15 protein-coding genes are annotated in these 12,816 nt (G+C 59.3%); 9 read left to right on the forward strand and 6 right to left on the reverse strand.

Annotated elements, in window-relative coordinates:
- The first annotated feature begins 6 nt into the window (after window positions 1-6).
- The 6 genes from AC3B5Q_RS06395 (at window position 7) to AC3B5Q_RS06420 (ending at window position 4,220) form a co-directional block, all read left to right on the forward strand.
- Window positions 7-852 carry a phage tail protein gene (locus AC3B5Q_RS06395; protein WP_488392935.1) on the forward strand — a complete coding sequence of 282 codons (846 nt, stop codon included), beginning with the start codon at window positions 7-9 and terminating at the stop codon, window positions 850-852.
- Window positions 827-1,033 carry a tail protein X gene (locus AC3B5Q_RS06400; protein ID WP_488392936.1) on the forward strand — a complete coding sequence of 69 codons (207 nt, stop codon included), beginning with the start codon at window positions 827-829 and terminating at the stop codon, window positions 1,031-1,033. The genes AC3B5Q_RS06395 and AC3B5Q_RS06400 overlap by 26 nt, the downstream gene beginning before the upstream one ends.
- Before the next feature lie 61 nt (window positions 1,034-1,094).
- Window positions 1,095-2,147 (forward strand): phage late control D family protein, encoded by a 1,053-nt coding sequence (locus AC3B5Q_RS06405; RefSeq protein ID WP_488392937.1) that lies wholly within the window; start codon window positions 1,095-1,097, stop codon window positions 2,145-2,147.
- Between the two features lie 18 nt (window positions 2,148-2,165).
- Complete coding sequence (locus tag AC3B5Q_RS06410; RefSeq protein ID WP_488392938.1) at window positions 2,166-2,717, forward strand: glycoside hydrolase family 19 protein; 552 nt, start codon at window positions 2,166-2,168, stop codon at window positions 2,715-2,717.
- Complete coding sequence (locus AC3B5Q_RS06415) at window positions 2,714-3,274, forward strand: lysis system spanin subunit (protein WP_488392939.1); 561 nt, start codon at window positions 2,714-2,716, stop codon at window positions 3,272-3,274. Before AC3B5Q_RS06410 ends, AC3B5Q_RS06415 begins: the two co-directional genes overlap by 4 nt.
- Window positions 3,275-3,425: 151 nt before the next feature.
- Entirely contained in the window at window positions 3,426-4,220 is a 795-nt protein-coding gene (locus tag AC3B5Q_RS06420; RefSeq protein WP_488392940.1) for a DNA adenine methylase, read from the forward strand.
- Window positions 4,221-4,228: 8 nt separating this feature from the next.
- On the opposite strand, the gene AC3B5Q_RS06425 is transcribed toward AC3B5Q_RS06420, so the two are convergent.
- The 5 genes from AC3B5Q_RS06425 to AC3B5Q_RS06445 form a co-directional block, all read right to left on the reverse strand.
- Window positions 4,229-4,897, reverse strand: coding sequence for an HNH endonuclease (locus AC3B5Q_RS06425; protein WP_488392941.1), 669 nt, complete (start codon window positions 4,895-4,897; stop codon window positions 4,229-4,231).
- Window positions 4,884-6,110 carry an AAA family ATPase gene (locus tag AC3B5Q_RS06430; RefSeq protein WP_488392942.1) on the reverse strand — a complete coding sequence of 409 codons (1,227 nt, stop codon included), beginning with the start codon at window positions 6,108-6,110 and terminating at the stop codon, window positions 4,884-4,886. Before AC3B5Q_RS06430 ends, AC3B5Q_RS06425 begins: the two co-directional genes overlap by 14 nt.
- A gap of 259 nt (window positions 6,111-6,369) precedes the next feature.
- Window positions 6,370-6,576 (reverse strand): hypothetical protein, encoded by a 207-nt coding sequence (locus AC3B5Q_RS06435; RefSeq protein WP_488392943.1) that lies wholly within the window; start codon window positions 6,574-6,576, stop codon window positions 6,370-6,372.
- Window positions 6,577-6,792: 216 nt separating this feature from the next.
- Window positions 6,793-7,065 (reverse strand): DUF3077 domain-containing protein, encoded by a 273-nt coding sequence (locus AC3B5Q_RS06440; RefSeq protein ID WP_021783348.1) that lies wholly within the window; start codon window positions 7,063-7,065, stop codon window positions 6,793-6,795.
- Window positions 7,066-7,201: 136 nt separating this feature from the next.
- Complete coding sequence (locus AC3B5Q_RS06445) at window positions 7,202-7,465, reverse strand: hypothetical protein (RefSeq protein WP_021783349.1); 264 nt, start codon at window positions 7,463-7,465, stop codon at window positions 7,202-7,204.
- 640 nt (window positions 7,466-8,105) lie between these two features.
- On the opposite strand from AC3B5Q_RS06445, the gene AC3B5Q_RS06450 reads away from it, so the two are divergent.
- The 3 genes from AC3B5Q_RS06450 to AC3B5Q_RS06460 are packed head-to-tail and all read left to right on the forward strand — an operon-like array spanning window position 8,106 to window position 12,098.
- Window positions 8,106-8,966, forward strand: a complete 861-nt coding sequence (locus tag AC3B5Q_RS06450; RefSeq protein ID WP_021783350.1) for an SH3 domain-containing protein — start codon at window positions 8,106-8,108, stop codon at window positions 8,964-8,966.
- 8 nt (window positions 8,967-8,974) lie between these two features.
- On the forward strand, window positions 8,975-10,879 hold the full coding sequence (locus AC3B5Q_RS06455; RefSeq protein ID WP_279935112.1) for a hypothetical protein: 1,905 nt from the start codon (window positions 8,975-8,977) through the stop codon (window positions 10,877-10,879).
- A 10-nt stretch (window positions 10,880-10,889) separates the two neighbouring features.
- On the forward strand, window positions 10,890-12,098 hold the full coding sequence (locus AC3B5Q_RS06460; RefSeq protein WP_004575731.1) for a hypothetical protein: 1,209 nt from the start codon (window positions 10,890-10,892) through the stop codon (window positions 12,096-12,098).
- Between the two features lie 95 nt (window positions 12,099-12,193).
- Here AC3B5Q_RS06460 and AC3B5Q_RS06465 read toward each other — a convergent pair whose 3' ends face one another.
- Window positions 12,194-12,811 (reverse strand): LysE family transporter, encoded by a 618-nt coding sequence (locus tag AC3B5Q_RS06465; protein ID WP_003254721.1) that lies wholly within the window; start codon window positions 12,809-12,811, stop codon window positions 12,194-12,196.
- Window positions 12,812-12,816: the final 5 nt, after the last annotated feature.

Genomic DNA, 12,816 nt, shown 5'->3' on the forward strand with positions numbered 1-12,816 from the left:
GGTGCCATGGCCTACATGGAGCTGATGGGCTCGACGCTATCGTCGCTGGTGGCGGCTGGCCAGGCCGGCCGTACCAGCCTCGACGGCATGCTGGGCCCGCTGAATGGGGCCGTCCGTGACATGACGGGGGCGGCCTCGGAGCTGGACAGCCTGCCGATCGTTGGCCCGATGGTGGGCGAAAAGCTGCAGCGCACCATGCGGCAGATCAACGCGGCCCAGTCCGCAGTGGGGCAGGTGGCGGCGAAGTACAACCAGGCCGTTTCGGCGGCCTCGCAGGTACAGCAGCGCCTGGGCACGCTCAAGGAGCAGGCGGCCAAGGCCGGGGCGGCGATCAACCGCATTGGCGGGAAGCTCAGCCCAAGCCTGGGCAATATCTTTCCAAGCAGCGTGCTGGGCGCCGACATGACGCCGGCGGCCGAGGCGGTGAAGCCGTTCCCGCATCTGCTGATCATCCAGCCGCAGGACCCGAAACTTAAGCCCTACTTCTTCAACCTGGACACGGCCGCGTTTGACGAGCTGACGCGCAAAACCGCGTTCCGCTGGGCCGGGCAGGAGCGCCTGACGCGTGAGATTGCGCAGCAGGCGGTGGGGCAGGGTGAGGACAAGCTGACGATCAAGGGTGCGATCTTCCCGCTGTTCCGGGGCGGCATCGGCCAGCTGAACGAATTGCGCACCATCGGCCGGCGCCTGCAGCCGCTGACCCTGACCACGGGTTACGGCGAGGTGCTGGGCACCTGGTGCTTGTTGAACGTGGACGAGGAGCAAGGGGCGCTGCTCGCCGGCGGCATCCCTCGCAAGCAGTCCTTTAGCCTGGAGTTTGTCGCCTATGGCAATGACATGCAGAACGTCTGAGGGCGACTTGCTCGACAGCCTGTGCCACGCCTACTACGGCAGCCTGGTGGGTACCGTCGAGGCGGTGTTGCAGGCCAATCAGGGCCTCGCCGAGGAGGCGCAGCCGTACCGCGCCGGCGTGCTGATTTACCTGCCCGACCTGACAGCGGCCGAAACCGAGCAAGTCACCTTGTGGGACTGACCCCGCGTTACGCGTAACGAACCCCGCCCTGTGCGGGGTTTTTCTTTTCTGGAGCAACCCCATGAAGCCCACGTTTCAAATCGTCGCGGATGGCAAGGACATTACCGCGCTGATCAATGACCGCCTGTTGCTGCTGCGCACCTCGGACAAGCCCGGCATGGAGTCGGACGAATTCGAGCTGCGCATTGACGACCGCGCCCAGGCCGTCACGCTGCCCTCGCGCGGGGCCAAGATCGAGGTCTTTCTAGGCTACGGTGCGCAGGCCATGGCGCGCCTGGGCAGTTACACCGTGGACGAGGTCGAGGTGACCGGCCCGCCGGACACCATCACCTTGCGCGGAAAGGCCAGCGACATGCGCGGCAGCGGCAAGACCACCCGCAGCGGCAACTGGGAGGATGTGGCACTTGCCAAGATCGTCAGCGATGTGGCCGCCCGCAACGGCTGGGAGCCGGGCTGCACGGTGCAAACCAAGGTGCCGCGCGTCGACCAGCGCAACGAATCCGACTTCAATTTCATCACCCGCCTGGCCAAGCAATACGACTGCACTGCCAAGGTGGCCAGCGGCAAGCTGGTGGTGCTGCCGCGCCAGGGCGGGCAGAGCGCGAGCGGCAAGGCAATCGGTACCGTCACCATCAGCCGCGCCGATGTGAGCCGCTATTCGTTCCGCCTGGGCGACCGCAGCACGCAGAAGGCGGTGAAGACCCAGCACCAGGACAAGGCCACCGGCAAGTTGAACGTGGTGGAGCTGGGCAACGACGACGCCCCCGCCGGCCTGCCGGGCGTGCATACCGACCGCCATATCTACCCCAACAAGAGCGCCGCCGAGCAGGCCGCCAAGGCGCGGCTGGCCGCGTTCAATCGCAGCACCGCCGCCGTGCGCCTGGAAATGGTCGGGCGTACCGATCTGTTTGCCGAACGGACCATCAATGCCCAGGGCTTCAAGAACGGGCTCGATGGCGAGTACCTGGTGGACAGCGTGGAGCAGGTGTTTACCGCCTCGGGCTGGACCACCACCGTCGAATGCAACGGTGGCAAGAAGGGCAAGGCCACCGCCAAGGGCAAGAAGAAAATAGAAACCCAACCATTGCGCACGGTGGATGTGTCGCCTGCGTGACCTTTACGGAGATAAGCAATGCCGATCACTGAAAAACAGCTGCAGCAGATCCTCCCGAACGCCGGCCGCAAAGCCGGCGTTTTTGTTCCTGGCCTCAACGCCACCATGGGCAAGTACGCCATCGTCACGCGGCTGCGCATGGCTGCGTTTCTCGCCCAGGTGGGGCACGAGTCTGGCCAGTTCCTATACGTGCGCGAACTCGGTAGTGATAGCTACTTGTCGAAGTACGACACCGGCCGCCTGGCGCAGCGCCTGGGCAATACGCCGCAGGCTGATGGCGATGGTCAGCTCTACCGTGGTCGAGGGCTCATCCAGGTGACAGGTCGCGACAACTATGAAGCCTGCAGTGAGGCGCTATTCGGCGACAGCCGACTGCTCAACACACCAGAGCTGCTCGAACAGCCGGTCTATGCCTCGCTGTCTGCTGGCTGGTTTTGGCACAGGGAAGGCTTGAACAGCTTGGCCGACAAAGGCGACATCCTCGCCATCACCAGGCGGATCAACGGCGGTACTAATGGGCTGGAGGATCGAAAGGCCATCTACAAACGGGCACTCGAGGTGCTGCAGTGATCGCCTGGGGCACTCGCCATATAGTCTTGGCAGCGCTGGTGATCACGTGTGCCATCGGCGCCCGGGCAGCCTGGATGTGGCAGGCCAATGCCTATGGGCAGCAGCTCGCCGAGCAGGCCGATGCTTACGGCAAGCAGTTGGCGGACAAAGACCGCGCGCATGGCCGTGAGCGTGAGGAAGCCGCAGCAGCGGCACTCAATCAACTGGCAGAGCAGCAGGAAGCGCGTCGCGCCCTGGAGGCTCGCCTGAAGGATCTGACCAAAACGCACTGGAAGGAAATGAACGATGCTCAACAGACTCAGGCTCGGCTGCGTGACCGGCTTGCTACCGCTGATTTACGGCTGTCAGTCCTTGTCGACACTGCAGCCTTTGCCACCCCGGGTTGTGACGGTGGGATGCGAGAAACTGCCAGCCCCGGAGGCTTGGTTCATGGAGCCGTACGCGCCCAACTTGACCCAGCGCATGCTCAACGAATTGTCGCCATCACCGACGAAGGCGACCGGGGACTGATCGCGCTGCAGGCCTGCCAGGCCTACGTTCGCGAAGTCGCCAAGTGAAAAGAGGCGAGCCGGGTGGATGCGCCAACATCCAGCCCGGCCCGCCGAACCCGCAGACCCTTCCTGCAAGTCCAGCCGTGGCCTCTGCCTTGTGCACAAAGCGCGGCGAGCCTAACACCTGTTTATCCATACAGTAAAGACTTGCGTACCTATGACCTCTCCAATTATCCCCTGGATGGGTGGCAAACGCCGCCTGGCCGACCGCTTGATCCCTCTCTTTCCCCCTCATGAATGCTACGTCGAAGTGTTCGCCGGCGGAGCCGCGTTGTACTTCATGCGTCCCCAGCCCGCCCCAGTGGAGGTGCTGAACGATCTCAATGGTGACCTGGTCACCCTCTACCGCGTTGTGCAGAACCACCTTGAGGAGTTCGTGCGCCAGTTCAAGTGGGCGCTCAGTTCCCGTCAGATCTTCGAGTGGCAGAAGATGACGCGCCCCGAGACCCTGACCGACATCCAGCGTGCTGCCCGGTTCTTCTATCTCCAGCAGCACGCTTTCGGTGGCAAAGTCACCGGGCAGACGTTCGGTACCGCAACCACCGGGCCGGCCATCAATCTGTTGCGTATCGAGGAGAATCTATCCGCCGCGTGGCAGCGACTCGCCGGCACCTACGTCGAGAACCTGTCCTGGCTCGCCTGCGCCGAGCGCTACGATCGAGCACACACGTTCTTCTACATGGACCCGCCTTATTGGCAGACCGCCGGCTACGGCGTGGACTTTCCCTTCGAGGAGTACGAGCGCATGGCTGACTTCATGCGCCGATGCAAGGGCAGAGTGATGGTCAGCATCAACGACCACCCGGACATCCGGCGTGCCTTCGACGGCTTCCACTTCGAGTGCCTAGATATCCGCTACAGCAATACGAACCAGCGGCAGGGCAAGGCGGAGGTGACCGGTGAGCTGGTGATCATGAATTGGTATCCGAGCTTGTTGAGCCAGCTTTTCTAGTCGGGCTGTCATTTTGCTAGTTCTTTTAGTTCCGGCATGGCCTCCAGCAGCTTACGATCGCCAAGTACCCACCACTTCCAAAAAACAGAAAATGGATATTTGCTTTGGAGCATAGTTTTGATACGGCCCATTGGGATAACTTTTTCTTCGTCGGCGAACCTGACGGATGTCACTATGTTTCTGTAGCCAACGAGTTGATGGTAGTCAGAATGAATTTTCTCAATTAGTGCAGCTCTGGTAATACCTCGTAGTCCAGTGGCATCTTCGTTATAACATCTGTCGAGTAGTTTGGCAGTGTTTATTGTTTGCTCACTGGGCTCTTTTTCAGTAAGGCTTACCTCTATATCATCATCGTAGCGAGAGGGAAGAATAAGTTTTATGGGTGAGAAAACATCTGTCTCCGGATCGCAGCAGTCCAAAATATTTATGTGGTTTGACCCTTTCAGGCTATTGCACCTGCTGCATGCGTAGTAGAGGTTGTTCCAATCAAACTTTAATTTTTTATTTCCTTTATGTGGTTGGAAGTGCTCGATCTCGGGGTCGCTCAATGAGTCTTGTTCACATAAATAGCATTTCCCCAAGAATATTTTTTCAAGCGTTTTGACTATGTCTGGAGTGTTGTAGCCGGTTTGCTCATTGCAATTCGGGGCGTCCTTTGGTCGGTTAACCTTGAACATTTTCGTTCTCACTATCAGTAAGTGCTTTTTCGCCCAGTCGATAGAAGGTTTTGGCGCGACTGTCCAAAAGATCGAAAGAGTCATGAAGCTTGTGTAGTTCTGTGCGGAGTGATAGCGTGTCGACGGGAGTGGAGTTTATTATTTGTGATATGTTCTTAATGATTCTCTCTAGTACAACTGACGTTGCTTTGGTATTCAAAATCCCTTGCATTACCGCAGCGTAGGTAAAAAGCGAGAGGTCTGCGTCAACGACCGTATTGGCACTGATGTCGTACACGACAGCATCGGGTGTAGAGGTTAGTATGAATGGTGAGTGCGTTGTTATGATGAATTGTATGTTAGGGAATGCACTTTTAAAAAATGGGAGGATTAGACGCTGTAACGAAACATGTAAGTGGGTTTCTATTTCGTCGATGAATGCTACACCTTTGAACTCGGCGGGTGGGATGTCGAGCACCTCGGTTCGCATGAGGATTTCGCTGTAGATGCTAAATACTGATGAGTAGCCTGAGGACAGGCTCTGAAAGTTTGTGTCACGTTTCCCCTCTCGGGTTATTGTGAAGGTGTCCTTTTTAGGGTCATAAACTAGTTTTGTGGAGTCGTCCTCCATGAGGAGCTTTAGATTTAGTTCTTGGTTGGCGAACCATTCATCAATACCTTTAGCGTACTCCTCGTTGTTTTCGTATCTTGCGACGATTGCGGCTCGACTTTTTAAGTTTGCCAAATGTTGCTCTAGTGTGTTGCCAACAAAATTTTGTTCTATGCTGGATCGCCACTGCGCTTTGCTTATGTCAACGCTTGATATCGATGCTGCAGGGCTTATGGATGACTGTCGCTCTGCTTCAAAGAACATCATCATTTGTGCAGCTTCATTTGATGGGGTTTGATCTAAGTCTAAGCAAATTCGTGATTCATAATATTTGATCTGATTGCGTAGGTTTTCTACTGCTCTGGTGTTGTTGTGGCGGAATTCGTAATTTTGGCTTTGATTAATTCTTGTTGTTAGTTCGTCCATCTCTTTGTATAGTTGGCTTAGTGATGGTTCATTCATCAATAATTTTTTTGATAGACTGCTATTTAGTTGCCTGAGAAACCAGGTTTTCCCTGATCCGTTGGTGCCGGTTATAATTAGGTTTTTCCCATCTAGTGGAATGTTTAGTTGGGTTTCAGTATCGGGAATTTTGCCGCCAATTTTCTGAATGTGGGGAGCCATTTTAACTCGCTTTGTGGTTGTTAGATGGAGGCGATGGTTTGTTGTAAGTTGTAATTTGCAGTATTTCTCTGATTGGTGCAACGAAACTTTCTGTTGTCGCGCGGATGTCTTCGGGCGAAAAGTGCTACCCGGACCTTAATAGCTGGTTCGCTGAGGGTGGATGAAGCACATGCCCAATCGATGATCGGCGCTTCTTCACGCTGCGGTCATTGGCTTGACCACACACTAACGTTTGACCCGGCGCTGACGGTTTCGTCGCTCACAAGCGCAAGCGCTCAATACCGCTGGAGATCGCTTCAGTATGCATGTCCATGTTTGCGAGGGCACTCATGACGTTTTCGTGGATGTGAGTCGAGCCACGATGGCTCACCCATAATGACAGTTCTTCAAGCGCTGCTCTGATGGCGACCTGGTTCAGAAGCAACAGCTCAAGGGTGTCAGCTGTGGTCGAGGCTTGGTCATCCATGCGTATGCTCCAGGTACGAGAATTCTTAGGGCAAATTTAGGGCAAATCCTAGGGCGTGTTAGGCCTATGCAGGCCATCCGCTAAAGCCAGAATAGCCGTTTATGCTGGCCTCCGGGGGCCTATTGAGATCCTCGGGCGGGTTCAAATCCCTATCTCTCCGCCATACAAGATCAAGCCCCTGGAAGCGAAAGCTTTCGGGGGCTTTTTCGTTGCGGCTTACTTTTTCATCATCCCCAACTCAGCATCATCCAGCAGCGCCTTGGCCATTGCGCTCAGGTAATGCGAGGCCCAGATCAGTTTCTGGTCGCCGTCCATCAGGCCGGTGATGATCAGGTCGCGCACGTAACCCATCAGTTCGGAGGCCTGCTCGCGGGCGTCCTGGCAGGGGATGCCGGGCTCGATGCGGAACAGCGGGTGGGTGTTGTTTTCGCCTTGGTAGAAGCAGGTCTTGCCGACTGTGGTGGGTTCTGGTGTGTTGTCGGTGGGCATTGTTTTGTTTCCCTGGATTTTGGGTTGCCTGGGCTGGCCTCTTCGCGGGCTCGCCCGCTCCCACAGGTACTGTGCAGTGCGTGACGGCTGTGATGACCCTGTGGGAGCGGGCGTGCCCGCGAAGAGGCCTGACCTGCTAATGCAAGGTGTGAGGCTCTGTGGGTAAATGCGGCCGCATCTGCAACTGCATCAACGCCGACTCGACCAGCCCCTGTACCGCTTCCATTTCATGAATTACGGCCTGCATCACGATCGAGCTGTGGGCGGTAGGTTCGAGTTGCACGGATTGGCGGGCCACGGACAGGGCGCAGAGCACGTACTCTGAAGACTGGACCAGGGTGTCTTGCAGGATCTGGGTGGAATCGGGGGAGTAGGGCGGATCGGGGACTGTCTTGCGCATGTAAGCTCCTTGGGTAGTGGAGCCGCCTGGCAACGCTGTCAAACGAATGGAGGCAGCTATACATGGGTTGACAGACCGGTACCCAAGGACCCGGCGCACACGAATGTGCCCCATGCACAGCTGCCATTAAGCGCTGCAACGGAAACTTGAGTAGTCGGCCTGTCAAAGCCGGTCGCTGATTTCACAACGACGAGCCGAGACTAGAGCGCGACCGAATCCGTCGCAACCGTTTGAGCGGGTTGGCAGTATGTTTGGGAAACGCCCTACAAGGAAGGGGATAATTCTGAGTACAAGTTGTAGGACGGATTTCTACCAATACATCAGACAGGCTTCCTGCAACATTTTGTCTTGAACTGCCAATGGCACCTTAGGCTACAATGCGGCGCTCTGATACGCCACTCACGCCCAGGCCACACGCCGTAATGATTACGCGCGCTGGGCGATGAACTCTTCCTGACATGGATTCGTTGGATGCTTTGCGCCGTACTGGTCTCCCCCTGCGCCCCTCGCTGGACGGCTGAATTGTCGTCTGCGGCCAGTGCTGCACACTTTCTGAAAACCCCGCACAACTTTGAATGCTGCCGCCAACCATTGGCTGCGGTACGCGGCTGTGCGCCCCACCGAAAATGGAGTGCTCCACTTGCACAAGAAATTCGTCGCGTCCCTTCTGGCGGTCGCCATCGCCTCTACCACGGCCTGTGCACAGCTCGGTATCAGCAAAGAGCAAGCGGGCACCGTGATCGGTGGCCTGGCCGGTGTGGCCATCGGCTCGACCATGGGCAGTGGTAACGGCAAGATCGCCGCAGCCCTGATCGCGGGTGGCATCGGTGCCTACATGGGCAACCGTATCGGCCACATGCTGGACGAGAAGGACCAGCAGGCCCTGGCGCTGCGCACCCAGGAGGTGCTGAGCCAGCAGCAGACCACCGCCAGCGCCCAGCCGGTGACCTGGAAGTCCGACCATTCGGGTGCCACCGCGCAGATCGTGCCGGGCAAGGAATACACCAAGACCAAGCAGGTCGAGGTCAAGCGCGCGCCGAAGATCCAGGCGGTGCCGTCGATGAAGCTGATCAACGAGCCGTATGTGACCACCAGCGACAACCTCAATGTGCGCGCCGCGCCCAATCAGACTGGCGAGAAGGTCGGCAGCCTGAAGAACCACACCGAATTCACCGCCGTGGGCTCCACCGGTGACTGGATCCTGGTCGGGCGCAAGGGTGTGACCGTTGGCTATGTGCACAAGAACTACGTCGAGCCCAAGGCCCAGGCCGTGGCCAAGCGCGTGACCCCGGCGGTGAACCTGGACGAGCTGGACGTTGCTGCCAGCAAGGAAACCCAAGGCTTCGACCTGGACTCGGTGCAGTCGCTGCCGACCCAGACAGTTGCCGCCGAAGCGGCCTGCCGCCCTGTCACCGTCAGCCTGAAATCGCAAAGCGGCAAGACTGAGCAAGAGCAGAACACCTTCTGCAAACAAGCCAATGGCACCTGGGAACTGATCTGAGGAAATCCATGAAAAAGCACGCGCTCGCGCTGGCAGTGATCGGCGCTTGTGGTCTGGTACCGCAGGCGTTCGCCCATGAGCTGGCCTTTTCCAAGAAAGACAACATCAAGGTCGAAGTGCCTGGGGATGCCACCAGCTGGTGCAAGCCCCAGGTCGACCTGACCATCACCCGCCCGGCCTGGGATAACCAGGAACTGCTGTCAGGCCTGCTGACCAAGCTGCCGTTCGTGTTCGCCAAGGACTGCTCGACCGCCAAGGTGAGCTGGAAGGCGGTCGATGCCAAGGGCAACCTGTACGCCAGCGGCTCGGGCAATGCCAGCAACCTGGGGCTGGTGACACTGGCTGCTGCGCCTGCCACTGCCGCCCCGGCGCCGGCTGCAGCAGTTGCCCCCGCTCCGGCACCTGCGCAGCCAGAAGCACCGGCTGCTGCTGCACCGACACCGGCACCTGCTCCGGCCCCAGCCCCAGCCCCTGCTGCTGCAGCGGCCCCGGCAGTGGTCGAAGCCGCACCTGCGCAGGCAAAACCCGCTCCGGCCCCCGCGCCCGCGCCCGCGCCAGCCGTAGCCGCAGAGCCAGCCCCGGCCCCCGAAGCTCCGGCAGCAGCCCCTGTTGTGCCGCCCGCTCCGGCACCTGCCACAGCAGTCGCCGCAGCCCCCACTTCGGACTTCGGTCGCTCGGTGGTCCTGGAAAACCGCAACCTGATGCAGGTAACGGACGGCACCGGCTGCAAATGGGTGCTCAGTACCTCGATCATCGGCGATGGCGACACCCTGTCGTTCGGCACCACCCCGGCCATGCCGTGCCCGGCGTCCGGCTTTGGTGAAGGCAGCTTCGACAAAATCAGCTGGAAGGCTGTGGGTACCTACCGGGGTGATAACTGGACCCGCGTCTATGCTCACCCGAGTGGTTTGATCTTCAACAAGAACCTTGAGCCTGCGGTAAAGGACAAGGCCGTTTCTTATCTCACGCCGCAAGCTGACCAGGCCGCGTTCCTGGTCGGTGAGATCCCCGGCCGGCAGATGAAGGTGTACCTGACGTTCACCCGCTCCAGCTACGGCGTGCTCCGCCCGTTCGGCAGCGACCCTTACTACGTCGCGGTCACCCCGGACGAGTCGTTTGCCCTGGACGCGACCAAGTACAAGGAAGCTGCGCTGGAAATCTTCGACCTGATCAAGACCACCTCGCCGACCACCACCGATGTGGCCAACCTGTTCATCGTCAAAGACCTGTCGGCGATCTCGAACAACATCTGGGGCAACGACGCGCAGAAAATCACTCGCAACCGCATCGGCATCAACCGCCAAGGCCTGTTCTTCGATGTGCGCGACGGAGCCAACTGGGCGGTACAGCGCGAGCAGCAGCGTGTGCGTGAGCAGCGTCAGCGCCAACAGGAACTGGCCCGCGTGCACACCCGTGTGCTGGAACGTTACCAGCAGTTGCAGGACGGCATGAGCGACTTCAAGGGGCGCGAAACCGAGGCGTTGGCGCAGATGGCCGGTATCAAGGTGCGCTTCGCTTCGCCACTGGAGCAGCAAAACCCTGCGACCTCGGCCAGCGTAGTGCCGATGATGGTGCACGTTACCGGCAAGAAAGGTGACTTCTACAGCATCGACTTCCCGAGCAACGGCCGCCTGGTTGCGGACGAGGAATACAGCGAAGGCTGGTACGTGACCCAGGTGGCCAACGCCACGCCGTACTACCCGCTGGACGACGGCCGCGCCGTGCCTACCTACCGTGCCTACAGCGCCGGTGAACCCGAGGCCTGCAAACAGGACCACTGTGCCGACCGCGTGTCGTTCGGCGCCGTGCTGGCCAAGGAATTCCCCAACGCCGGTATCGATTTCAGCTGGACCCCCGAGGTCTCCCAACAGTACGTGAACGACTGGAACAACGCTTCCGCCATGGTCCAGTGAGGCAAACACCATGATCAAACAGATGAACAAGAAGCAGCTGCTGATTGGCGGTGTGGCCGCAGCGGTGCTGGTGCTCGGTGGTGGCTATGCGATGGTCGCCAGCTCGGGCAAGAAGGCTGCGCTGGCCTACTACGACGACTTCAAGGAGCGCTATTTCCTTGAGGATGTGCTGTCTGAGGGGGACATTTCCTACTCGGCGTTTTCCGGCAACCTGACGGTAGCCGACCCGGAGATCCGCGTGGCGGCGGCGCAGACCAATGGCGCCCAGCAGTTCATGCGCGGCCTGTCGGGCTTGATGGAGTCCGTACAGGGTGGTTCGGCTGAAGAAGGCCTGGCGGGCTGGGCCAAGTACCAGCTCAATGTCAGCCGCAATGTGGCCGGGGTGTACCTGAAGGCTGATGCGCTGAAGCTGGCCCATGACGGAGACAGCAAGGATGGCAGCATTCATATCCAGTTGCTGGGCATGCAGATGGCCAACCCTTACGTTGCCAGCAAGGGGGCTGAAGTCGTGCTGGTGGCGGATGTCAGCGACGAAGTCCAGCCACGTGCCGAGCTGGCCGCCAATGGTCGGGCCGCCCCGTCGAACTTCACCTGGGGCGCCAACATGGCGGTGCGCCAGCCAGTAACCGGCGCGTTTCTGGTCAGCAGCACCGGTGACTTTGGTACCACGGTCGACCTGGACTTCACCATCAAGCGCTCCAGCGATGGCGAAGGCTCGATGGCGTTCGTGGTCACCCACCGCAACGACGGCTCCAAGGTGGGGGAGATCGTGCGCAAGGCCGACTTCCAGTCGCTGCCGGAGCTGGACGATGTCGAAACACAGCTCAAGAGTGCCCTGAGCGCGATGCTGATTGGCGCGTACAGCCCGTACACCGGCCAGGCGGTGTTGGCTGAAGCGGTGAGCGGCTTTGCCCGCAAGGCCAAGGTCGAGAACTACTCGGTGAGCTACAGTGGCTTCAAATCGCTGAAAGAGGCTTTCAGCGATTACCAGCAGCAAGTCCCCAAGGCAAAGTTCGCAGCCTTCTGCCAGGAGGTTGGGCTGTCGTCGTGGAGCAGTGACTTTGGCGCCAAGGCCAAGAACCACAGCGACTCGGAGTGCGCCATCGGGCAGAAGCTGGTCGAAGACGGCAGTTTCGAAGAGCAGTACACCTTCAAGGAAGGCAAGAGCCTGTTTGCAGCGTTATTCGTGAGCAAGGCGTATCAGCTGGAAACCAATTGATTGGGTAATGGCTGAGTGAGCAAGCCCCCGGGAACCCTGAGTTGCCGGGGGCTTTTTTTGCTGTCAGGTGTGCCCGGACCCTGTCGGGCTTGGGATCAGCGCATCGCCGCCAGTTTGATGCCGAATCCCACCAGGCAAGCCCCCGCCAGTCGCTCGAACATATTGGCAATTCGCGGGTTGGCGCGCATGCGCTCGGCCAGTTGATGGGTCAGCACCACGGCAATCAGCCCATACAGGAAGGTCACCACCGCCACTGTCGCCGCCATGAAACCGAACGTCACCAGCCCTTGGTGCTTCACCGGGTCGACGAACAGCGGGAAAAACGCCATGTAGAACATGATCGCCTTGGGGTTGAGCAGGGTGATCATCATGGTCTGGCGCAGGTACTGGCCGTTGTCCATGCGGCAGGTGTGTGCTGCACCACCGGGTTTGCTCAGCAGCATGCGCAGGCCCAGGTAGGCCAGGTATGCAGCCCCCGCCCACTGCACCATATGAAAGGCGGCAGGGTAGGTGGCCAGCAGGGTGGCGACGCCGGCTACCGCCAGCCACAGCAGCACCTGGTCGCCCACGATTACGCCACAGGTCGCGGCCAGGCCTGCCTTGATACCGCCCTTGCCGGTGGCGGTGATCAGGGCGAAATTGCCCGGGCCGGGGATGGCCAGAAGAATAAGGAAGGCGATGACGAATGCGCCGTAGTCGGTGACGCCAAGCATGGTGA

It is taken from the genome of Pseudomonas sp. D5(2026) (assembly GCF_057766845.1).